Origin of the sequence: Streptomyces sp. WAC 01529 (assembly GCF_003945545.1) — a bacterium.
GTDB classification, from domain to species: domain Bacteria; phylum Actinomycetota; class Actinomycetes; order Streptomycetales; family Streptomycetaceae; genus Streptomyces; species Streptomyces anatolicus.
Map to the genome: position 1 here is coordinate 6,958,903 of NZ_CP029617.1, position 20,593 is coordinate 6,979,495.

Genomic DNA, 20,593 nt, shown 5'->3' on the forward strand with positions numbered 1-20,593 from the left:
TGATCTTGGCGTGGATCCCCCAAAACGGCGCCGGGGCCCGGTCCGGGGAGCGGCGCCTCAGCCGTCCTTCAGGGCGCGGTCGAGGAGCGGAAGGAGCCGGTCCCAGTGGCACTGGAACGCGGCGGGGCTGAAGGCGTCGGTGTCGGCCATGGTGAAGCCGTGCAGGGTGTCGGGGTAGATCTCGACGGTGTAGGCGACGCCCGCCGCGTCCAGGGAGTTCTTCACCTCGCTGATGGCCTCGGGCGACAAGTCGTGCTCGGCGAGGCCGAGATGGACCTCGGCGGTGAGGTCGGGGATGAGCCGGTGCGGGCTGTCGGGCGCGTCGGTGACCAGGAAGCCGGGGTGGAATCCGGCGACGGCGGCCACCTTCTGGGGGTGGGCCGTCGCGGTGCGCATCGCCAGTGCGGCCCCCAGGCAGTAGCCGGTGGTGCCGACCGGGCCGCCGCTGACCTCGGGCTGGGCGGTGAGGAAGCCGAGGTAGGCCTCGGCGTCGCGCAGGACGCGCTCGGTGGTGTGCGCCTCGACCAGGGGCATGGCCTGCGCGAAGACCGCGGGCCTGGCCTCTTCCCCGATGTGCTCGGGCAGGTCGAGGACCGGTGCGGGACCGTGCCGGTAGTACAGGTTGGGAACGAGTACGTAGTAACCGTGCTCGGCCAGTTCGCGGGCCATCGCCTCAAGGACGGGCCGTACACCGAAGGCGTCCGGGTACATCAGCACCCCGGGGTGGCGCCCGTCCCCGTCGGGGAAGGCGGCGAAGGCGTCGGCCGGGCCGTCGGGTGTGGGTATCTGAACGGTTTTGGTGGGCATGGTGGATCTTCCTTCCCCGGGATCCGGCGATGATACGTGCGGCGCGGCACCGGGGAGGGATCCGCACCGGGGAGCGATCCGCCACCGGAAAGCACTCCGGCACCGAAAAGCGATCCGTCACCGGGAAGCACTGCGTCATCGCCCCTCACGTATCCCGAGGATGTACGCCGCGGTGAGCGCGACACCGCGGTCCTCGTCCCGCGCCAGCTCGGCCAGCGCGCCCGACGCCGTGCTCCCCGGGACATCGGCGAGCGCCTGCGTCAGCCGCCGCCGTACGGACGGCTCGGCCGCGGCCCGCGCGAGCCGCTCGGCGATCCCAGCGGCGATCCGCTCCGCCTGGGCGGGGCAGCTCGCGAGCGCGCCCAGAGCGTCGGCCGCGTCGACGTCGTTCACCTCCGCCACGACCATGTCGATGAGCGTCGGCACCGCGTCGGCGACCCCGCGCATCCCGAGCGCCAGGGCCGCGTGCCCGCGGACCACGATGTCGGGGCCCGCGAGGGCTTCCCGCAGCAGCGCGGTCGCCTCCTCGTGCGGAATCTCGACGAGGGCCTGGACGGCGCGTTCGCGCACCTCGGCCGCCGGTGAGCCGAGCCCCCTCGCCAGCAGCGCCCATCCGCCGCCTTCCGAGCGCGCAAGGGCCCAGCGAAGGGCCCCGGCGACGTTCGGGTCCGACTCGCTCAGGACCGCCTCGACCAGCGCCTCCACCGGCACCGGGACCTCCTCCGCCGAGGCGAGGGCCGCGCGCTGGCGCTTGCCCGCGCTCTTCGAGCCGAGATCCTGGAGGAGCGCGACGATCTGGAGGACGTCCTGCCAGCCCGCCGGTTCCGCCGCGTCGATCCGGCGGAGCCGGGTCAGCAGCTCCGTCTCGCGCGCGATGCGCTCCCGCGTGCGGCGGACGAGGTCGTCGACGAGTTCCGAGGGGGTGAATCCGGGATCGTCGAACGCGCGCCCGGCCTCGCGCAGCGAAAGGCCCAGCGACCGCAGGCTCTCGATGTGGAAGATCCGCCGGATGTCCTCCTCGGAGTACTCCCGGTACCCGCCGCCGGTACGGCCCGTCGGCCGCACCAGGCCGAGCGCGTCGTAGTGCCTGAGCATGCGGGCGCTGACCCCCGACAGCCGCGCCACCTCACCGATCAGCACCGCGTGTCACTCCTCTTCGCCCTCCTCGCCCGCGCCGCCGAGTGCGACGACGCGCTTGGCCTCCTCGATCGCGCACTCGAATCCGGCGTCCGGGTCGCGCAACAGCCGTTCCGTGGCGCGCGCGTGCGCGCGTACGGCGGGCTCCGGGTCGATCATCGCAGCGTCGAGCGCCGGCACGATCACCTCGCCCAGCGCGATCAGCGCCCGGCTCAGGCTCAGCTGCGTCTCCCGCCCGCCTCGCCCGAACTGTGCCGCCAGTGCCGCCGCCAGCCCGCGTTCTTCTCCTTCGGGTGCGAGCACGACCGCCGCCCGCCAGGCGCTCCGCGCCACCTCGTCGTCGGCGTCGGACAGCAGCGCCGGGGTGATCGCGGGCCATGCCTGCCGGTCCCCGATCTTGGACAGGGTGTGCAGCGCCTGGCTCCGTGCCTGCTCCCGCTCCGAGCGGACCTCGCCGAGCAGCGCCGGGACGGTCACGGCCGCCGGGTGGCGGGTCAGCGCCCAGGTGAGCATTTCCCGTACGTAGAACTCGGGCTCGACCGCGCACCGCTCGACGAGCTTGCCGACGAAGCGCGGGTCAGGGTCGGTACCGACCGCGAGCGCGGCGCGCAGCCGCACCGAGGAGCGCCCGTCCTCCAGCCCTCGAAGGGCACGCATGCGCTCTGTGACCGCCTCTGCGGCCGTATCCGTGTCCTGTTGCGACAGGGGCATCGGGATCACCTCCTCGACGCAGTGAAGGCCTTGTCACCGTGTCAAGGTCAAACCAGCGACACACCGCGTCCGGCGAAGAACGGCTCGAACGCCTCGGCGGACATGGAGGCGGTCCGCGTCGCCGCGTCGATGCCCGACGGATTGTGGAAGTGCAGCCGCCCGTCGGCCGCGCGGCCGGTGAGCAGCACGAGATGGCCGCCGCGATCCGGCGCGGGGCGGTGCGGGCGGCGGATCTCGAAGTGGACGGAGGCGATGACCTGCCGGCCCTCGTCCAGGAGCGTGCCGATCTCCGCGACGGACAGGTGCCGGTGGACCACGGCGTCGACGCCGTGCGCCTCGCGGGCGTACTCGGCGAACGGGGCGTAGATCATTCCCCGGATCACCCCGTCGGCCTCGGTGTAGGCGCCGTATTTCAGCGCGCCGTCACGCAGGGCGAACAGGGACGGCGCGGACGGACCGAGCGCCATCTGATAACACGTCAGGCCGCACAGATGGCCGCACCAGCGGGCGTAGTCGTCCAGGGTGGCCGCGCCCGACTCCCGCCACGCCGGGTCCGCGGCGCGGTCGAACCCCTCGTACACGATGGGCCCGACGAGACCGGGCGAGGCGAACTGCGTGCGTACCGGGGCCCGGCAGGTGGTGCAGAGGGGCATGTCACTGACGATAGCCGCTCAGGAAGCGGCCGATGCGGCTGATCGCCGCGTCGAGGTCGTCGGCGTGGGGGAGGGTGAGGATGCGGAAGTGGTCGGGGCGGGGCCAGTTGAAGCCGGTGCCCTGGACCACCTGGATCTTCTCCTGGAGCAGGAGGTCGAGGACGAACTTCTCGTCGTCGTGGATCGGGTGGACCTTCGGGTCCAGGCGCGGGAAGGCGTACAGCGCGCCCTTCGGCTTCACGCAGGACACGCCGGGGATCTCGTTCAGCTTCTCCCAGGCCCGGTCCCGCTGCTCGTACAACCGCCCGCCGGGCGCGGTCAGTTCGCGGATCGACTGGCGCCCGCCGAGCGCGGCCTGGATGGCGTACTGCGCCGGGGCGTTGGGGCACAGCCGCATGGAGGCGAGCATCGTCAGCCCCTCCAGGTAGTTCTTCGCGTGCTGCTGCGGGCCGGTGACGACCAGCCAGCCCGAGCGGAAACCCGCCACCCGGTACGTCTTGGACAGTCCGCAGAAGGTGAGGACCACGAGGTCCGGGGCGAGGGCGGCGACGCTGTGGTGCACGGCGTCGTCGTACAGGATCTGGTCGTAGATCTCGTCGGCGAAGACCATCAGGCCGTGCCGCCGCGCCAGATCGAGGATGCCCTCCAGGACCTCCTTCGGATAGACCGCGCCCGTGGGGTTGTTGGGGTTGATGATCACGACGGCCTTGGTCCGGTCGGTGATCTTCGCGGCCATGTCGTCGAGGTCGGGGTACCACTCCGCGGACTCGTCGCACACGTAGTGGACGGCCTTGCCCCCGGAGAGGGTGGTGACGGCGGTCCACAGCGGGAAGTCCGGCGCGGGGATGAGGACTTCGTCGCCGTCCTCGAGGAGCGCCTGCACCGCCATCGTGACCAGCTCGGAGACGCCGTTGCCCAGGAAGACGTCGTCCACGGAGACCTCGTCGAGGCCGAGCGCCTGATAGCGCTGGGCGACGGCGCGCCGGGCGGACAGGACGCCGCGCGAGTCCGTGTAGCCGTGCGCGTTCGGGAGCATCCGGATCATGTCCTGGACGATCTCCTCGGGCGCCTCGAAGCCGAAGAGCGCGGGGTTGCCGGTGTTGAGGCGCAGGACGCTGTGGCCCGCCTCCTCCAGGGCGTTCGCGTGCTCGATGACGGGGCCGCGGATCTCGTAACAGACCTCGCTGAGCTTGCTCGACTGCCGGAACTCCATGCGGTGCGCCTCCCGTGACGTGAGTTACTTGGTTTTACCAAGTCCCCCCTTGGAAAGTCCAACAACTTGTCTAGACTGCGTCACATGTCACCTCGCCGAAGCTACGACCAGTACTGCGCGGCGGCCCGGGCCCTGGACGCCGTGGGCGACCGCTGGACCCTCTTGGTCGTCAGGGAACTGCTGGTCGGCCCCCGCCGCTACACCGACCTGCACGCCGATCTGCCGGGCGTCAGCACGGACGTCCTCGCCTCGCGCCTGAAGGACATGGAGCAGCAGGGCCTGACCACGCGCCGCCGACTGCCCCCGCCCGCGGCGGCGTACGTCTACGAACTCACCGCCCGAGGCCGGGAGTTGCTGCCTGTCCTGGAGGCGCTGGCCGCCTGGGGCGCGCACGGCCTCGACGAGCGCAGGCCCACCGACGCGGTCCGCGCGCACTGGTTCGCGCTCCCGCTGCTGCGGAGCCTGGCGCGGACCGGCGCCGAGGGCGTGGTGGAGGTGCGGCTCGACGAGGGCCGCTTCCACGTACGCCTCGGGGCCGGCCCCGAAACATACGGAGACGGCCCCGCGCCGACCGCCCCCGACGCCGGCCTCACGCTGGACGCGGCCACGTGCGTGGCGGTCAGCAGGGGTGAACTCACCGTCGGCGAGGGCGTACGGGAGGGCCGCATCGAGGTCTCCGGCGAGGGAGTCCTCGCGAAGGCGCTGCGCGCGTCGTGACCGGGGCGGCTGGGTGAGGGCGAGCGCCCGGTGCGGCCGCTCCGAACGGTGACCACGGCACCGTCGTCACGGCGCGGGGCGGTCCAGGCCGTGGCGGTGGGCGAGGACGATGGCCTGGGCGCGGTCGCGGAGGCCGAGCTTCATGAGGATGCGGGTGATGTGCGCCTTCACGGTCGCTTCGCTGATGTACAGCCGCGCGGCGATCTCGGCGTTGGAGTGGGCCTGGGCGAGGAGGGGCAGGACTTCGCGTTCGCGGGCGGTGAGCTGGTCGTAGCCGACGGGTGGGGCGGGGTCGGGGGCGGGGAGGCTGGTGTAGCGGTGGATGAGCGTGCGGGTCATCTGGGGGGAGAGGACGGCGTCGCCGCGGTGGGCGGAGCGGATGGCTTGCTGGATGAGTTCGGCGGGGGCGTCCTTGAGGATGAAACCGTCGGCGCCCGCCTCGAGTGCCTGGTGGAGATAGGTGTCCAGGCCGAAGGTGGTGACGATCACGATGCGGGGGCTGTGCGGGCGGGCGCGAAGGTGGCGGGTGACAGCGATGCCGTCGGTGCCGGGCATCTGGATGTCCAGCAGGATGACGTCGGGGTGGCCGTGGTCGGACTGGGCGAGGGTTTCGGCTCCGGAAGCGGCTTCGGCGATGACGGTGAGGTCGTCGGCGGCGTTGACGATGAGGGAGAGCCCGCCGCGCACCAGCGGTTCGTCGTCGGCGATCAGGACGCGGATCTGGTTCATGCGTTGCTCCGGGGCAGGGTGGCGGTCAGGGTGTAGCCGCCGTCGCCCTGCGGGCCGGCGGTCAGGGTGCCGCCGAGGGCGGTGACGCGTTCGCGGAGTCCGGCCAGCCCGGTCCCGCTTCCGGTGGTGGGCGACGGCCGGTCGCCGTCGGGTGGGCCGTTGGTGACGGCAATGGTGAACTGGCCGGATGTGCTGCGCAGGGTGATGCGGACGGGGGCGCCGGGGGCGTGGCGTGCGGCGTTGGTCATGCCTTCCTGGACGGTGCGGTAGGCGGTGACGGCCAGCGGCCTGGGCAGCTCCATGGTCAGGGCGCCGGTGTCGAGGGTGGCGTCGACACCGCTGGAGCGGGCGGCATCGACGAGCGCGGCCAGCTGTTCGAGGGTGGGCGGTGGGCCCTCGGGGCTGCCGGGGTCGTGGCGCAGGACGTGGAGCATGGAGCGGAGGTCTTCCATGGCCTGTCGGCCGGCCTTCTCGATGGAGGCCAGGGCGGTGACGGCGGCATCGGGATCCTTGTGGGCGACCAGGCGGGTGCCGGTGGCCTGGAGGACCATCAGGGTGACGGCGTGGGCGACCGTGTCATGCAGATCCCGGGCGACGGCGTGGCGCTCGGCGGTGACGGCCGCGCGGATCTGTTCGGCACGCCTGTGTTCGGCATCGCGCCGTGCCCGCTCGGCGCGGGCGAGGTCGAAGCGGGCCAGCGCTGAGCGCCCGAGAAGCCAGACCGCCCACAGGGCAAGGCTGACGAACACGGCGTCCCAGAGGGGGTCGCCGTTGACGGCGATCGGGCCGGCCCATTCCTCCGCCAGGCACAGCCCCAGCAGCGCCAGGGACTTCGGGTGGCCGGATGCGTACCGGCCTGCGGTGAACGCCGCCGTGAGCAGGGCGAGGAACGGCATCGCCAGGTTCGTGGACGGCGTCAGCCAGGCCGTCTGCGCCATGGCCGCGCTCACGGCGAGGATCACGGCCGGCACCGGGTGCCGACGTCCGGCCGCCAGTGGCGCGGCCATCCCGAGCGCGCACAGTGCGTTGAGCCAGACCGGCCCCGCCAGGCCGGGCGAGGACGCGGCCTCGCGGGTGGCGACCCCGCCGAACGCCACCGCCGCGAGGCTGCCCCACCAGGCGATGGTTGGGGCTGAAAGACGAGGTGGCAGAGGGGTCGCGGTCACCTCGCCAGTCTAGGAACCGGCCAAGCCCCGCCCGGGTGTGCCGCATACGACGAAAGTCGCATAGGCGCTCTCCCGGGACCGGCTCGCGTCCGACGAACGTCTCACCGACAACCCCGACGTGCGCCCGACGCCCTACGGCCCCTGCGATTCCTAGCGTTGAAGCGTTCCTCGACAACGCTTCCCCAGGAGGATCCGTGGACCAGCCCTCTCATCACCATCGCCGTCGTGTGATGCCGCGTCGGCCGCCGGAGCCGGTATGGAGGGCGGTGATCAACCCCTGCGGCATCACCGAACTGCCTCAGGACGCCCGCACCGCCCTCCACCAGCGGGCCGCCGCCCGCGGCCGGTGATCTGCCCTGCTTCCGCCGCCCGGCCCGGTGTGGCCGACCGACCCCACCTCGACTCCTCAAAGGGACACCTCGTAATGCACCCACCCCTTGGCGCGGACACCAGATCCGCGGCCGTAGCAGGCCGTACGCGTGTGACGGACCTGGACGCTCTGCGCGGCTTCGCCCTGCTGGGCATCCTCATCGTCAACGCCACCTACTTCGCCTCCGCCTTCCACGGCACCGGCGTGGCCGACCCCGCCGTCACCACGGTCGCCGACCGGGCCGTCAGCACGCTCGTCACCCTCCTGTTCGAGACCAAGTTCTATCTGCTGTTCTCGTTCCTCTTCGGCTACTCCTTCACCCTCCAGCGCCTCTCCGCCGAGCGCCGCGGCACCCGGTTCACCGCCGCGTTCCTGCGCCGCCTGGCCGCCCTCTTCGCGATCGGCGCGGCCCACGCGGTACTGCTGTTCACCGGCGACATCCTCACCACCTACGCCCTCCTCGGGCTGATCCTGCTCACGGTCGGCGGCCTGCGGGTGCGCACCGCGGCCACCGCCGCCTGCGTCCTGCTGGTTCTCACCGCCGCCGCGTACGCCGGACTCGGCGCGCTCCAAGCCGCCTTCGGCCCGCCCAACACCCTGGACGCCCAGGCCGCGACCGCCCACGCCCTGCGCACCACGGCCCTCCTCGCGGGCGATCCGGCACAGGTCATCACCGCTCACCTGCGGGAGCTGCCCGACACCGCGGCCCTCCTGCTGTTGTTCCAGGCCCCCTGCGCCCTGGCGATGTTCCTGCTCGGCCTCGCCGCAGGCAAACACGGCCTCCTCAACCGCCCCGCCAGTACCCTCCTGCTGCGCCGCGTCCAGGTGACCGGCTTCCCCATCGGCCTCGCGGGCGCCGCCCTCTACACCCACGCCACCACCCACTGGACCGGCACCCCCGGCGAGGCCTACGCCCTGGCCGTCGACGTCCTCACCGCCCCCGCCCTCGCAGCCGCCTACGCCGCCACACTCCTGCGCCTGCTCCACGGCCGCCATGGACAGAGGATCAGCGGCACCCTCGCACCCGCCGGCCGCATGGCACTGAGCAACTACCTCGCCCAGTCCGCCGTACTGGCCCTCGTCTTCACCGGCTACGGCCTCGCCGCCGTCGGCCGGCTCCACCCCGCCGCGGTCCTCCTCCTCACCCTGGCCCTGTACACCTGCCAGCTGTACGCCTCCGCACGCTGGATGCGCACCCACGCATACGGCCCCCTGGAATGGCTGCTGCGCGCCGCGACCCACCTGGCTCTGCCCCGCTGGCGCCGGACCGCGCCCCCACCCGCTTGACCGGGGCGGGCCCATCCGCCCCCGGCCTCCCCCGATCACCCACGATTACTATGCACTTCATGCCAGAGGCTGGAAGCAAGATGGGTGGCCCGGAAAAATGCTGAGAGAGGTCACCGCGACCCGCTACATCGAGCCCCTGCGCACCGGTGGCTCCGTGCCCGGGGTCGTCGAGGCCGACGATCTGGGTACGTACGTCGTGAAGTTCACCGGCTCCGCCCAGGGCCGCAAGGCACTGGTCGCCGAGATCATCGTCGGGGAACTGGCACGCCATCTCGGCCTGCGCTTCCCCGAGTTGGTCCTCGTCCACTTCGACCCGGCGGTCGGCGCCGACGAGCCGCACCAGGAGGTCCAGGACCTGCTGCGCTCCAGCGCGGGGCTCAACCTCGGCATGGACCTGCTGCCGGGCGCGAAGGACTTCACCCCGGACGCCGTCGACGTGGACCCGCTGGAGGCCGGCAAGGTCGTCTGGCTCGACGCCCTCACGGCCAACGTCGACCGCACGGTGCACAGCTCGAACCTCATGGTGTGGCCCACGTTCGGCACGCGGCCGCCGAAGCTGTGGCTGATCGACCACGGCGCGGCCCTCGTCTTCCACCACCGCTGGGGCGCGTCCGCACCCGACAAGGTTTACGACTTCCGCCACCATGCTCTGGGCGGCTACGGCCCCGACACGGCCGCCGCCGACGCCGAACTGGCGCCCCTCGTCACGGAGTCGGCCCTCCGCGAGATCGTCTCCCTCGTGCCGGAGGCGTGGCTGGCGGACGAGCCTGGCTTCTCGTCCCCCGCCGAGGTGCGCGAGGCCTATGTCGGCTTCCTGCTGGCCCGCGTGCGGGCCTCGGCGGTTTGGCTGCCGAGGGGCTTTCCCAGCCGGGGTGAGCTGGCCGCCTCCGATGCCCGGCGGGCGGCCGCCATGGAGGCGGGGCGCCCGGACTGGCTGAAGCGCGTTCCCGACCTGCATGGGAAGCCTTCGGCGGAGCGGGATTGGTCGGGGCACATCCAGTAGTGCGGGTCGGGTGTGGCTGGGCGCGCAGTTCCTCGCGTCCCTTGCCCCGCGCCCCTTACGGGACGCTCATGACGAAGCCCCCGGCGCTGTGCGGTGCCGGGGGCCTCGGTCATGGACGTGTGCGCGGAAGTCAGCGCAGCTGCTCGTAGGCCGGGAGGGTCAGGAAGTCCGCGTAGTCCTCGTCCAGGGAGACCTGGAGGAGGAGGTCGTGGGCCTGCTGCCACTTGCCGGCCGCGAACGCCTCGTCGCCGATCTCGGCGCGGATGGCGTCCAGTTCCCGGGCCGCCACCTCGCGGGCGAGGTCCGCCGTAGCCCTCTCGCCGTTCTCGAAGACGACGCCCGCGTTGATCCACTGCCAGATCTGCGAGCGCGAGATCTCCGCGGTGGCGGCGTCCTCCATGAGGTTGAAGATGGCGACGGCGCCAAGGCCCCGCAGCCACGCCTCGATGTAACGGATGCCGACCTGGACGGCGTTGACCAGGCCGTCGTACGTGGGCTTCGCGTCGAGGGAGTCGACGGCGATGAGGTCCGCCGCCGAGACGTGCACGTCCTCGCGCAGGCGGTCCTTCTGGTTCGGCTTGTCGCCGAGCACCGCGTCGAAGGACTTCATGGCGATCGGGACCAGGTCCGGGTGCGCCACCCACGAGCCGTCGAAGCCGTCGCCCGCCTCGCGGTCCTTGTCGTTCTTGACCTTCTCGAACGCGACCTTGTTGACCTCCGCGTCCTTGCGGGACGGGATGAACGCCGCCATGCCGCCGATCGCGTGCGCGCCGCGCTTGTGGCAGGTGCGGACGAGGAGTTCGGTGTACGCCCGCATGAAGGGCGCGGTCATGGTCACCGCGTTGCGGTCCGGCAGGACGAACTTCTCGCCGCCGTCACGGAAGTTCTTGACGATGGAGAAGAGGTAGTCCCAGCGGCCCGCGTTCAGGCCCGAGGCGTGGTCGCGCAGCTCGTAGAGGATCTCCTCCATCTGGTACGCGGCGGTGATCGTCTCGATCAGGACGGTCGCGCGGACCGTGCCCTGCGGGATGCCGACGTAGTCCTGCGCGAAGACGAAGATGTCGTTCCACAGGCGCGCCTCCAGATACGACTCCGTCTTCGGGAGGTAGAAGTACGGGCCCTTGCCCAGCTCGATGAGGCGCTTGGCGTTGTGGAAGAAGTACAGGCCGAAGTCGACGAGCGCGCCGGGGACCGGGCGGCCCTCGACCTGGAGGTGGCGCTCGTCCAGGTGCCAGCCGCGCGGGCGCATGACGACCGTGGCCAGCTCGGCGGCGTCCTTGAGGGCGTACGACTTGCCGGTGCGCTCGTCGGTGAAGTCGATGCGGCGCTCATAGGCGTCGGTGAGGTTGAGCTGGCCGAGGACCACGTTCTCCCAGGTGGGCGCGGAGGCGTCCTCGAAGTCGGCGAGCCAGACCCGGGCGCCCGAGTTCAGGGCGTTGATGGTCATCTTGCGGTCGGTCGGGCCCGTGATCTCCACGCGCCGGTCGTTCAGCGCGGCCGGGGCCTCGGCGACCTTCCAGGAGTCGTCCGCGCGGACCGCGGCGGTCTCCGGCAGGAAGTCGAGCGTGGAGGTGGCGGCGATCTCGGCACGGCGCTCGGCGCGCCGGGCGAGTAGCTCGTCACGCCGGGGCGTGAACAGCCGGTGCAGCTCGGCCACAAAGGCGAGGGCCGCGTCGGTGAGCACCTCTTCCTGCCGGGGCAGGGGCTCTGCGTCGACGATGGCCAGCGGCGACGGCGCTAGTGCGGACATGAGCTGTCACTTCCTTCAGAGAGCTGCGCGGACGGTGCCGGGCGAGCCGCCGGGCAGACGCGGTGACACTGAGTGCCACGGGAGCCGAGGTACGGCTGCGGGGCCCCGTCCGAGGTAACGGGCCTTCTGGTCAGTGGATACTAGTTTCCTCATAGTGGAAGTTCAATCGTTTGTTGATGTCGAGATTCTTTTCGTCGACAGAACGTGTCGCTGAGTGCCACGCCGGTCACTCCAGGTGGATCACGCGTTTCACTCCAGGTGGATCAAGTCCTCGGCGGTGTCGATGTCGTACGCGTCGGCCACCTCGCCGCACTCGATCAGCGTGAGCGCTTCGGCGTGCGCCCGCAGATAATCGCGTGCCCCCCGGTCGCCGGTGGCAGTCGTCCCGATCCCCGCCCAGTGGTCGGAACCGAACAGGACCGGGTGGCCGCGCTCCCCCTCGTACGCGGCCGCCGCGAGCGTCGACGGCGACCGGTAGGCGGCTCGCACGCGCGCCGTCGCCGCCGCGCCGATGCCCGGCTGGTCCACGAGCGAGACCAGCGCGGCGCTCGCGCCCGTGCCGCGGAGCGAGGCGAGGCCGACCCTGAGCGAGGAGCCCATGCCCTGCTCCCAGTCCGGGTTGTCGACGAGCACGCAGCCGCGGAGCGAGGCACGCGCGCGCACGGCGTCGGAGGAGGCGCCGAGCACCACGTGCACCTGTGCGCACCCGGCCTCGCGCAGCACCCGCACCGCGTGCTCCACCAGGGGGCGGCCCCGGTGCTCCAGGAGCGCCTTCGGCCGGCCGCCGAGGCGCCGCCCGCCGCCCGCCGCGAGGAGCAGCCCGGCGACCTCGTTCCCCTCGCCGGGGCGCGCGTACATCGGTTCTGTCGTCATGACTCCTGGATACACCCGATCGGGCCGCCGTGTTCCGGCCGCGATCAAGGCCGGAAAGTGGCGCGTGCCGCGTCGGGAGCGGTTTACTGATCAGCGGCCCCCGGTGTCTGACCAGCACCACGCGGGGCCGTGAGACACACGAGAAGTCACGGCGGACGCACGGGAGATCGCGGCGGACGCACAGGAACGGGCGCACGAAGGCGTGCGCAGGGGGAGAACCGTGTTGCGGAGTGTGGAGCAGAGGCGAGTGACGGGCGGCGACGAGGATCCGCGGGTGGCGCGACTGCGCACCGCCGTGGCCCGGCTGCGCCGTGAACTGGCCGCGCATCCGGTCGAGTTCGCGGACCGTGGCATCGCCGAGGAAGAACTCGCCGCCCTCGCGGCGATGGCGTCCGGCGGCACCCCCGAGATCCCCCGGCTGCGCCGCTCCCTGCTGCTCGTCGCGGGCGCGATCGGCTCGGTCAGCGCGCTGGCGCCGGGGCTCGCGGGGGTGCGGGGCGCGGTGGAGACGTTCGGCGAGCCCGGGAGGCGCTGAGGGCCCTCGGGCGGGCCGGGGCCCCGGGAGGCGGTTTTACGCCACCCAGGGGCGGCGGCCCGTGTCGTCGCCCGTGAGGCGCAGGTCGCCCGCCGCGGCCGCCGCGAGGCGGACCGCCGCCTGCTCCGACAGTTCCGGAGGCAGCGTGAAGGGCACGCGGAGCCGGTGCTCATGCGTCCCCGGGTCCGCGCCGAAGCGGGCCCCGCCCTCGATCCGTACGCCGTGCGCGAGCGCCGCGCGGGCCAGCGAGGAGGCGACGGGCCGCCCCAGGTCCACCCAGAGCGAGAGGCCGCCCGGCGGCAACCGCCAGCGCCACTCCGGCAGATGGCGGGCCAGCGACGCCGCGAGGGCGTCCCGCTGCTCCCGCAGCCTCGGCAGCCGCTCGCGCAGCACCTCGTTCATGCCCCGCAGCAGATGGAGCGCCACCAGCTGCTCGATGACCGGCGTCGCCATGTCGACCGGCACCCGTGCCATCGCCAGCTCGGTGATCAGCCTCGACCCCGCCCGCACCCAGCCGATGCGCAGCCCGCCCCAGTGCGACTTGCTCAATGACCCCACGGTGACGACCTGTTCGCCCGCCCCGTGCGGCGCGAGCGAGGCGAACGGCGCGGGCGGCGGCCCGTCGAGCGCGATGTCCGCGATCGTCTCGTCGATCAGTAGCCAGGTGCCGGTGGCGCGCGCCGTCTCCAGGATGCGCACGCGCTGCTCGCGCGGCATCAGGCAGCCGGTCGGATTCTGGAAATCCGGTACGAGATACGCGATGCGGGGCGCCGCCTGCCGCAGCGACGACTCCACGAGCCCGCTGTCCCAGCCGTCGTCCGTGACCGGCACGGGCACCGCGCGCAGGCCCGCGCCGCGGATCGCGTCCAGGGCGTTGGGGTACGAGGGGTTCTCCACCAGGACCCGGTCACCCGGCCTGCCGAGGAGCGCCAGGGTCAGGGACAGCGCGTGCTGGGCGCCGGTGGTGACCAGGATCTGGTCGGGGAGCGTGGGCAGTCCGCGCCGCGTGAAGCGGTCGGCGACCGCGGCCCTCAACTCCGGTATGCCGTAAGGGTGGTAGCCGGGCGTCGGCGCGTGCTCGACGAGCAGCTCGGACGCCCCGGCGAGCGCTGCGGCCAGCTCGGCCTCCGGGGCGCCGGGCGCCGCCACCGCCAGGTCGAGCACATCGTCGCCCGCCGGGAACGCGGCCACGCTGGACGGCCGCCGGCCCTCCGGCAGCTCCGTCCAGGTGCCCGCGCCGCGGCGGCTGCGCGCGTATCCGCCCTCGCGCAGCACGTCGTACGCCGCCGTGACGGTGGCCCGGCTCACCGAGAGGGCGGCGGCCAGTTCGCGCTCGGCGGGCAGGCGGGTGTGCAGCGGGATGCGGCCGTCGAGCAGGAGGGTGCGGACGGCGTGGGCGAGTGCGCGGTAGCCGGGGCGCTCGCCCGCGGTGCCGGTCAGCAGAGCGGCCAGCTGACGGCTGCCCAGCCTTCTGTCCACGGTGTGGACGGCCCATGCCTCTGCCATGCCAACTCCCTGTGATTGGCCCTGCTCTCCGGGCCAATCAGCGTACAGACTCCGTTTCAGCGGGCTTCAGTCAGCCTGTTTTGGCCTGGAAGGGCCATGGAGGCCACGGAAGGCCATGGAGGGCCTGGGAGGGATACCGATGGCAGGGACGGAGAGCGGAAGAGGACCCGTCGGCGGACGCGGACGGGTGATCGTCGGGGTGAGCGGCTCGCTCGCGAGCCTCGCGGCGCTGCGGGTCGCGGCGGAGGAGGCGCGGCGCGGCCACCGGGTGCTGGTCGCGGTGATCGCCTGGGAGCCGCCGGAGGGCGAGAAGCTGTACCTGCGCCACCCCGACCGGGAGTGGGCCGGGCACTGGCAGGCGGAGGCGCGGGCCCGCCTCGACCGCGCCTTCGACGAGGTCTTCGGCGGCGCGCCGCCCGGCGTCGACTCCGAACGCCGCGTGATCCGGGCCCGCCCCGCCAGTGCCCTCAGCGGACTCGCCACCCGCCCCGACGACCTCCTGGTCCTCGGCACCCGCCCCGGCCGCCGCCGCCCACCCCGAACCCACCGCCAAGCCCGCTCCCGCACGACGTGCCCCATCCTCACGGTCCCGTCGCCCTCGATACCGAAGGGCCTGCGGAGGGCGCTGCGGAGGATGCGGGTGGAGGACTTCGGGCTGGTGGGGGAGTGAGGGGGCGGTTCACCACGGTCGCGGCGTCCGTAGCGCAGGGCGGCTTGTGGGGTCAGGGGGGTGTTGCGGATCAGGGGGCGTTTCGGATCAGGCCCCGGGACGTCGACGCGGCGACCGCCGCCGTACGGGAGTCCACGCCGAGTTTGGCGTAGATGTGGACCAGGTGTGATTTCACCGTGGCCTGGCTCAGGAAGAGTTCCCTGCTGATCCGCTGATTCGACAGGCCGTCCCTCACCAGGCGCAGCACCACATCGACCCCCGACGGCCCCACCACCGCGGCCCGTTCCACCGCCGCCTCCGCGGTCGCCGCCTCCGCGACGATCTCGAAGTCCGGCTCCGCGTCGAGCACCGCGCGCAGACCCGCCCGTACGACGGGATGGTCGTCGGCGAGCAGCAGCCGGACCGTCGCTCCGGCCACCCGCCTCACGCGGCCGCCCCCTTCGCCAGCGCGGACGGCGCCGACGCGGGCAGCGGCAGCGAGATCGCCACCGCCGTGCCCTGCCCCGGGCCCGACTCGACCGTGAACGTGCCGCCGAGCGCCCGCGCCCGCGCCCGCATCGCGGGAAGCCCGAAGCCCCCGTCACCCGAGCCCGCCCCACCCCGCGCCACCCCGGCCGCCGGGTCGAAGCCACGGCCGTCGTCCACCACGTCCAGCGTGACCGACGCATCCATGAACGTCAGCGTGATCTCCGCACGGGCCGCCTCCGCGTGCCGCACCGTGTTCGCGAGCGCCGACTGCGCGACACGCAACAACGCCACCTCGTACGGGGTCGGGAGCCGGGCCGGCGTACCACTCAGGGAGAACCGCACACGCGGGCCCGCGCTCGACGCGCTCAGCCGCTCCAGAGCCCCGGCGAGCGAACCGTGCTCCAGGCCGGGCGGCGAGAGCGCCCGCACGAAACGCCGCGCCTCGGCGAGGTTGTCCTGCGCGGCCGCCCGCGCCCGCTCGATGTGCGGGGCGGCCGGGGCCCCCTCCGGCAGCGCGCGCTGCGCGGCCCGCAGCAGCAACTGGATCGACGACAGGCCCTGCGCCAGCGTGTCGTGGATCTCCCGCGCGAGCCGCTCGCGCTCGGCCAGCGTCCCCGCGGTCCGCTCGGCGGCGGCGAGTTCCGCCCGCGCCGCCATCAGCTCGTCGATCAGCTCGCGGCGGTGCTCGCTCTCGCGGTACAGCGCCTCGTACCCGAGGACCGTGGCCACCGCCACGGCCGCGCCCAGCAGCGGCCCGATGAAGCTGCCCGGCGTGACCTGCGCACTGTGCACTGTGCACCAGGAAGCTTCCGATGGCGGCCCCCGCCGTGGCGAGAACCGTGGGCAGCGCCCAGCGGAACGGCAGCAGGCGCAGTTGCAGGAAGTACAGCGGGAACGCGGCCCACAGGCCGTCCGGCGAGAGGACCAGCAGCACCAGCCAGGCCCCGCCCAGCGCCACGAGCCACCACGCCGCCGCGTGCCGGGACCGCGCCACGGCCGGGCTGAGCGTGCCCGCCGCGTACACGGCGGCGGTCAGTGCCTGTTTCCGAACCCCGGAGCGTGGGTCGGTCCGTCAGGACTCGTGCGTCCGGTCTGGCCTGGCCCGGCGGGGTCTCACGCATCTCGAGTGGTAGGGCCTTTCGAGGGTCAGGGAACATCTATGTCGGATCGTGGGCCCATCCCGCGTCCGTCCTGCATCCTCGGTCCTGGCGGCCGTCGGGTTCCGGCCCGGTTTGTGGTGGTGAGTGTTCCGGGCGGTTTCGCCCGGAACACTCACCACGCCGGAGCGGGAGTTGGCTTACCTGGCGAGTTCAACCGGTTTGTCCAGTCTCGTCAGCTTCCGCGGGTTTCTCACCAAGTAGACCCGGGTGATCTGCCCGTTCTCCACCACGAGACTCACCGCTGTGGCCAGTTCGCCGTCGATCTCGATCCGGCCCGCAGGTGCCCCGTTGAGCCACACGGCCGTCGTCGCGAGCGGGGTCGCTTCCGCCCGGTTCGTGCGCGCGAGCACCCGCGCCACGAGCTCGACCCCGTGGATCGGAGCCAGGGCAGCGGCCGCAAGCCCGCCACCATCGGCGATCAGGACCACGTCCGGCGCCATGACCTCCACAAGCTCCTGCAACTGCCCGGTACGCAACGCGAGCAGGAACCGCTCCACCACGGCCTGCTGCTCCGACCGGCTCACCCGCACCCGCGGCTGCCGGGCCGCCACATGCTCGCGCGCTCGCCGCGCGATCTGCCGCACCGCGGCCGCGGACTTCCCGATGGCCTCGGCGATCTCGCCGTACGGCAGCTCGAAGACCTCGCGGAGCACGAACACCGCCCGCTCGGTGGGCCCGAGCGTTTCCAGGACGGTCAGCATCGCGATCGAGACGCTCTCCGCGAGCTCTACGTCCTCGGCGACATCTGGGGTGGTCAGCAGCGGGTCCGGCAGCCATTCGCCGACATAGTCCTCGCGGCTGCGCGCCAACGTCCGCAGCCGGTTGAGCGCCTGCCGCGTGACGGTCCTGACGAGGTACGCCCGCGCGTCGCGCACCCGCGACGGGTCGACCTGGGCCCACCGCAGCCAGGACTCCTGCAGCACGTCCTCCGCGTCGGCCGCGGAACCGAGCATCTCGTAGGCGACCGTGAACAGCAGGCTGCGATGGGCGACGAACGGGTCCTCGGTCATGATGCCGACGCTACGCCGGACGTCTGAGGACGCCCGGCCAGCGGGATCTCGCAGGCATCGGAGTAGCCCTGCGAGGTGATCCCATGCGCCGTGTTGCACCTGGCCGCCAGGTTGGCGAAGCCGATGAACACGGTGAGTTCGACCAGCGCCGCCGGGCCGAGCCGGCCGAGCAGACTCGCCGAGAGCTCATCGGTGACGGTCGTCGGCGTGTTCGTCATGGCCTCGGCGTACTCCATTACCTCCCGCTCCAACGGGGTGAACACCTCCGACTCCCGCCAGCGCGGCACCTGGCTCGCCTTGGCCAGGTCCAGGTTCTGGTTCAGCGCCGCGAAGTAGTTGATGTCGAGGCACCAGCTGCAGCCGACCTGTGCCGCGACGGCCATGTGCGCGAACGTCTTGAGGCTCGCGTCGGCCGCGTCCCAGGTGGCCACCTTGGCTGCGAACTCCTGGTTGTCCTCGGCGAGCTTGGGGTTGTTCCACAGCACCTCGTTGGGTTCGGGCACGGAACCGAGCTGCTTGATCAGGTTTTCGCGGAGCCCGGCGGGGAGCTCGGCCTTCGGGATGCGTGGCGCCATGGTGTTCTCCTTGGACGTTTGCCTGTTTGGCATGAAGACACCGCCGTGCCCACGAATGTGACAACCGCCATCGCCACTGCGCGTGGATCGCCGGCGCGCACAGACCGACCCTCGGCCGCGCTCAGACAGCAGTGACCGGAAGGTCATTCCTCCGTGCCGGCGCGTCCGGGTCAGTGGCCGCCTCGCCCCTGGACGCGGTCAAACCCGACGGCGGAGCCAGACCGATCACCTGAGACAACACCCGCCATCCCGACCCCCGGGACCGGATCACCTGAGATTCCCGGCCCCCCGGCGTCTCAAATGAACTGGTCGCCGCAGGTCACAGCACTGTCCACGGACCAGACCAACTGAGACGGGACACCGACGGCTTTTGACCTGCCGATTCGGGGTTCAGAAACAGGCACTCAAAGAGCGTTTTATCCCGTCCAGGGTGTTTGGCGGTCTTCTGGGTAGCAGGCCGGGCTGGGACTGCCGAGGTCAGGGTCGCTATCCGTGACGTGAGGGGCGGCTGACGCCATTACCGGGCACGTTTCCGCCCTTTCGCTCCTGTCTGATCCCAAGACGCCCCCACTCACTCCCGTTTGCGCCCTGTGGCGGGATGTCGCTCGGCGGAACTCTCGAAACATGTCTCGACAGCGCCCGTATCCGAGTGACCTGTCCAATGCCTGATGGGAACTGCTCGAGCCCATTGTGTCGGCCTGGCGGGCCGACCGGCGAGGGAAGGGCCTGGATATCGGGCGGCCGCCCGAGCACGACCTGCGCCGGATCATGGACGCGGTGTTGTATGTGGACCGGACCGGGATCCCCTGGCGCTACGTTCCCCACGACTTCGCTCCGTGGGAAACCGTCTATGGATACTTCGCCGCCTGGCAGAAGGACGGCGTGTTCGACCAGCTCAACGGCCTGCTCCGCCGACTTGTCCGGGAGGCTGCAGGCCGGGACGCCGAACCGAGCGCATGCGTCCTGGACGCCCAGAGCATCAAGACGTCCGCCAACGTCCCGGCCACTGGCCAGGGCATCGACGCGGGTAAGAAGATCGCGGGCCGCAAGCGCCATATCGGCGTCGACACCCTCGGCCTCCTTATCGCGGTCTGGGTCACCGCGGCCAGCGTCTCCGACAACGCCGGCGGTATCCATCTGCTCTCGCACATCGCCAAGGCCCACCCCAGAATCACCAAGGCATGGGCCGACAGCGGTTATCGAACCAAGGCCATCGACCACGGCGCCACCCTCGGCATCGACGTCGAGGTCACCCGCCGCGACCCGGGCCAGAAGGGCTTCAAGGTCATCCCGCGGCGCTGGGTCGTCGAGCGGACGTTCGGCTGGCTTATGAATCACCGCCGCCTCGCCCGCGACTACGAAACCCACCCGCACCGCTCCGAAGCCATGATCCGCCTCGCGATGATCGACCTGATGAGCCGCAGGCTCACACGAGAGTCGACTCCGAACTGGAAGGACTCATAGCCGCCGGGCCACACTGACCCGCGCGTCCTCGCCCCTCATAGCCTGCGGCCAGCGGTCATCAATGACACCCGCCGCTTCCCGGCAAGCGCGACAGGCATTCCCCAGCTGCGGCAGCCATCCGTAATCAGACGGCGACATGCCGACTTGCTGGACTCCGCACAGCGTCCTGTCGAAGATGCCGAAGGCGTGGGAAACGTCGAGGGGAAGGCCGTCCGCGACCGCCCTTTCCCAGCGCATCTCCACGGGCAAATACGGCTGGAAGCCGATGGCCAGGCCCTCATCGGGCAGGTTCGGGGCGGTGCGGGGGCTCACGTCATCGGCTCCATACGGGTCGCTCGGGCAACAGGTGCCACCCCATCTACGCCCGCCCACAGCCGCCTCGGGCCCCCGGCCGCCGAGGACGCCGTGGGGCGGGAGGATGCGGCGCACAACCAGGCTGCGCCTCCCGCCCAACGGACTGGGCGGCCCCGGGCAGTGCCGCCACGCCGGGCACCGGCCGCCTCCCGGCCGATTCCGCCTGCGGGGAGGGCGGGGGCAAGTCGCGGAGCCAGAAGGTGGGACCGCGGCCACCTGCAGGCCCCGGCACTGCTGTTCCCGCTCTGCGGACCGGCACCCCAAGTTGCCGTTGCAGTCCGCGGGAGCCGGGCGGCCGAGCCGATCACCGGCCGCGACCAGATGCGCAGCTTCGGCCCTGCCAGGCCACTTCCGCGCCACATTCCTCGAAAGGCTCCTCGATGATCCGTGCTACGCGCCGCGCCGGTGTGCGGTCCGCCGCCAGTGACACCCCGT

General features: G+C 72.1%; 20 protein-coding genes and 2 pseudogenes. 7 read left to right on the forward strand and 15 right to left on the reverse strand.

The genetic code is table 11. From position 1 onward, the window contains the following. Positions 1-57 precede the first annotated feature (57 nt). From DMA15_RS31045 to DMA15_RS31065, 5 genes and pseudogenes are all read right to left on the reverse strand, one after another. Entirely contained in the window at positions 58-807 is a 750-nt protein-coding gene (locus tag DMA15_RS31045) for a dienelactone hydrolase family protein (protein WP_125516013.1), read from the reverse strand. A 135-nt stretch (positions 808-942) separates the two neighbouring features. Continuing rightward, positions 943-1,947: a HEAT repeat domain-containing protein gene (locus DMA15_RS31050; RefSeq protein ID WP_125516014.1), complete on the reverse strand. Its 1,005-nt coding sequence runs from the start codon at positions 1,945-1,947 to the stop codon at positions 943-945. A gap of 6 nt (positions 1,948-1,953) precedes the next feature. Continuing rightward, positions 1,954-2,719 (reverse strand): annotated as a pseudogene (locus tag DMA15_RS31055) (HEAT repeat domain-containing protein). Then, positions 2,703-3,308, reverse strand: a complete 606-nt coding sequence (locus DMA15_RS31060; RefSeq protein ID WP_125516016.1) for a peptidase — start codon at positions 3,306-3,308, stop codon at positions 2,703-2,705. The pseudogene DMA15_RS31055 and the gene DMA15_RS31060 overlap by 17 nt, the downstream one beginning before the upstream one ends. A 1-nt stretch (position 3,309) precedes the next feature. Beyond that, positions 3,310-4,521 (reverse strand): pyridoxal phosphate-dependent aminotransferase, encoded by a 1,212-nt coding sequence (locus DMA15_RS31065; protein WP_125516017.1) that lies wholly within the window; start codon positions 4,519-4,521, stop codon positions 3,310-3,312. A gap of 84 nt (positions 4,522-4,605) precedes the next feature. Between DMA15_RS31065 and DMA15_RS31070 the strand changes: the two genes are divergently transcribed. Continuing rightward, positions 4,606-5,238 carry a helix-turn-helix domain-containing protein gene (locus tag DMA15_RS31070; protein ID WP_125516018.1) on the forward strand — a complete coding sequence of 211 codons (633 nt, stop codon included), beginning with the start codon at positions 4,606-4,608 and terminating at the stop codon, positions 5,236-5,238. A gap of 66 nt (positions 5,239-5,304) precedes the next feature. On the opposite strand, the gene DMA15_RS31075 is transcribed toward DMA15_RS31070, so the two are convergent. Together DMA15_RS31075 and DMA15_RS31080 are read right to left on the reverse strand one after the other, a co-directional pair. Further along, complete coding sequence (locus DMA15_RS31075) at positions 5,305-5,967, reverse strand: response regulator transcription factor (protein ID WP_125516019.1); 663 nt, start codon at positions 5,965-5,967, stop codon at positions 5,305-5,307. Further along, on the reverse strand, positions 5,964-7,133 hold the full coding sequence (locus tag DMA15_RS31080; RefSeq protein ID WP_125516020.1) for a histidine kinase: 1,170 nt from the start codon (positions 7,131-7,133) through the stop codon (positions 5,964-5,966). Before DMA15_RS31080 ends, DMA15_RS31075 begins: the two co-directional genes overlap by 4 nt. 194 nt (positions 7,134-7,327) lie before the next feature. On the opposite strand from DMA15_RS31080, the gene DMA15_RS36860 reads away from it, so the two are divergent. The 3 genes from DMA15_RS36860 (at position 7,328) to DMA15_RS31090 (ending at position 9,793) form a co-directional block, all read left to right on the forward strand. Then, on the forward strand, positions 7,328-7,483 hold the full coding sequence (locus tag DMA15_RS36860) for a hypothetical protein (protein ID WP_164551864.1): 156 nt from the start codon (positions 7,328-7,330) through the stop codon (positions 7,481-7,483). Positions 7,484-7,614: 131 nt separating this feature from the next. Next, complete coding sequence (locus DMA15_RS31085) at positions 7,615-8,790, forward strand: DUF418 domain-containing protein (protein ID WP_240660041.1); 1,176 nt, start codon at positions 7,615-7,617, stop codon at positions 8,788-8,790. A gap of 97 nt (positions 8,791-8,887) precedes the next feature. Continuing rightward, positions 8,888-9,793: a HipA family kinase gene (locus DMA15_RS31090; protein WP_125516022.1), complete on the forward strand. Its 906-nt coding sequence runs from the start codon at positions 8,888-8,890 to the stop codon at positions 9,791-9,793. Between the two features lie 130 nt (positions 9,794-9,923). On the opposite strand, the gene aceB is transcribed toward DMA15_RS31090, so the two are convergent. Together aceB and DMA15_RS31100 are read right to left on the reverse strand one after the other, a co-directional pair. Beyond that, positions 9,924-11,543, reverse strand: coding sequence for a malate synthase A (gene aceB / locus DMA15_RS31095; RefSeq protein ID WP_125516023.1), 1,620 nt, complete (start codon positions 11,541-11,543; stop codon positions 9,924-9,926). Positions 11,544-11,792: 249 nt separating this feature from the next. Further along, positions 11,793-12,416 carry a nucleotidyltransferase family protein gene (locus tag DMA15_RS31100; protein ID WP_240660042.1) on the reverse strand — a complete coding sequence of 208 codons (624 nt, stop codon included), beginning with the start codon at positions 12,414-12,416 and terminating at the stop codon, positions 11,793-11,795. A 220-nt stretch (positions 12,417-12,636) separates the two neighbouring features. On the opposite strand from DMA15_RS31100, the gene DMA15_RS31105 reads away from it, so the two are divergent. Beyond that, on the forward strand, positions 12,637-12,951 hold the full coding sequence (locus DMA15_RS31105) for a DUF5955 family protein (protein ID WP_125516024.1): 315 nt from the start codon (positions 12,637-12,639) through the stop codon (positions 12,949-12,951). Positions 12,952-12,987: 36 nt separating this feature from the next. Here the strand turns inward: DMA15_RS31105 and DMA15_RS31110 are convergent, their stop codons facing one another. Further along, positions 12,988-14,457, reverse strand: coding sequence for a PLP-dependent aminotransferase family protein (locus tag DMA15_RS31110; protein WP_125516025.1), 1,470 nt, complete (start codon positions 14,455-14,457; stop codon positions 12,988-12,990). A gap of 139 nt (positions 14,458-14,596) precedes the next feature. Here DMA15_RS31110 and DMA15_RS31115 point away from each other — a divergent pair, with 139 nt between their 5' ends. Next, positions 14,597-15,127: a universal stress protein gene (locus tag DMA15_RS31115; RefSeq protein ID WP_240660043.1), complete on the forward strand. Its 531-nt coding sequence runs from the start codon at positions 14,597-14,599 to the stop codon at positions 15,125-15,127. Between the two features lie 70 nt (positions 15,128-15,197). Here DMA15_RS31115 and DMA15_RS31120 read toward each other — a convergent pair whose 3' ends face one another. The 4 genes and pseudogenes from DMA15_RS31120 to DMA15_RS31135 all read right to left on the reverse strand — a co-directional run bounded on the left by DMA15_RS31120 (position 15,198) and on the right by DMA15_RS31135 (position 18,340). Next, positions 15,198-15,545, reverse strand: a complete 348-nt coding sequence (locus DMA15_RS31120; protein WP_125518120.1) for a LuxR C-terminal-related transcriptional regulator — start codon at positions 15,543-15,545, stop codon at positions 15,198-15,200. A 5-nt stretch (positions 15,546-15,550) separates the two neighbouring features. Beyond that, positions 15,551-16,631: pseudogene (locus DMA15_RS31125) on the reverse strand (sensor histidine kinase); the annotation flags it as partial. A gap of 261 nt (positions 16,632-16,892) precedes the next feature. After that, positions 16,893-17,765 (reverse strand): RNA polymerase sigma-70 factor, encoded by an 873-nt coding sequence (locus tag DMA15_RS31130; protein WP_125516027.1) that lies wholly within the window; start codon positions 17,763-17,765, stop codon positions 16,893-16,895. Further along, positions 17,762-18,340 carry a carboxymuconolactone decarboxylase family protein gene (locus DMA15_RS31135; protein WP_125516028.1) on the reverse strand — a complete coding sequence of 193 codons (579 nt, stop codon included), beginning with the start codon at positions 18,338-18,340 and terminating at the stop codon, positions 17,762-17,764. The genes DMA15_RS31130 and DMA15_RS31135 overlap by 4 nt, the downstream gene beginning before the upstream one ends. A 675-nt stretch (positions 18,341-19,015) precedes the next feature. Between DMA15_RS31135 and DMA15_RS31140 the strand changes: the two genes are divergently transcribed. Next, positions 19,016-19,804 (forward strand): IS5 family transposase, encoded by a 789-nt coding sequence (locus tag DMA15_RS31140; RefSeq protein ID WP_240660305.1) that lies wholly within the window; start codon positions 19,016-19,018, stop codon positions 19,802-19,804. On the opposite strand, the gene DMA15_RS31145 is transcribed toward DMA15_RS31140, so the two are convergent. Then, complete coding sequence (locus DMA15_RS31145) at positions 19,799-20,116, reverse strand: hypothetical protein (RefSeq protein WP_240660044.1); 318 nt, start codon at positions 20,114-20,116, stop codon at positions 19,799-19,801. The two genes, DMA15_RS31140 and DMA15_RS31145, sit on opposite strands and share 6 nt — an antisense overlap. Positions 20,117-20,593: the final 477 nt, after the last annotated feature.

What these genes read in the sequence shown, in the direction of transcription:
- DMA15_RS31075 (WP_125516019.1), bottom strand. Translation starts at nt 5,967, where the DNA reads ATGAACCAGATCCGCGTCCTGATCGCCGACGACGAACCGCTGGTGCGC.
- DMA15_RS31060 (WP_125516016.1), bottom strand. Translation starts at nt 3,308, where the DNA reads ATGCCCCTCTGCACCACCTGCCGGGCCCCGGTACGCACGCAGTTCGCC.
- DMA15_RS31065 (WP_125516017.1), bottom strand. Translation starts at nt 4,521, where the DNA reads ATGGAGTTCCGGCAGTCGAGCAAGCTCAGCGAGGTCTGTTACGAGATC.
- DMA15_RS31130 (WP_125516027.1), bottom strand. Translation starts at nt 17,765, where the DNA reads ATGACCGAGGACCCGTTCGTCGCCCATCGCAGCCTGCTGTTCACGGTC.
- DMA15_RS31045 (WP_125516013.1), bottom strand. Translation starts at nt 807, where the DNA reads ATGCCCACCAAAACCGTTCAGATACCCACACCCGACGGCCCGGCCGAC.
- aceB (WP_125516023.1), bottom strand. Translation starts at nt 11,543, where the DNA reads ATGTCCGCACTAGCGCCGTCGCCGCTGGCCATCGTCGACGCAGAGCCC.
- DMA15_RS31135 (WP_125516028.1), bottom strand. Translation starts at nt 18,340, where the DNA reads ATGGCGCCACGCATCCCGAAGGCCGAGCTCCCCGCCGGGCTCCGCGAA.
- DMA15_RS31090 (WP_125516022.1), top strand. Translation starts at nt 8,888, where the DNA reads ATGCTGAGAGAGGTCACCGCGACCCGCTACATCGAGCCCCTGCGCACC.
- DMA15_RS31110 (WP_125516025.1), bottom strand. Translation starts at nt 14,457, where the DNA reads ATGGCAGAGGCATGGGCCGTCCACACCGTGGACAGAAGGCTGGGCAGC.
- DMA15_RS31070 (WP_125516018.1), top strand. Translation starts at nt 4,606, where the DNA reads ATGTCACCTCGCCGAAGCTACGACCAGTACTGCGCGGCGGCCCGGGCC.
- DMA15_RS31100 (WP_240660042.1), bottom strand. Translation starts at nt 12,416, where the DNA reads ATGACGACAGAACCGATGTACGCGCGCCCCGGCGAGGGGAACGAGGTC.
- DMA15_RS31115 (WP_240660043.1), top strand. Translation starts at nt 14,597, where the DNA reads ATGGCAGGGACGGAGAGCGGAAGAGGACCCGTCGGCGGACGCGGACGG.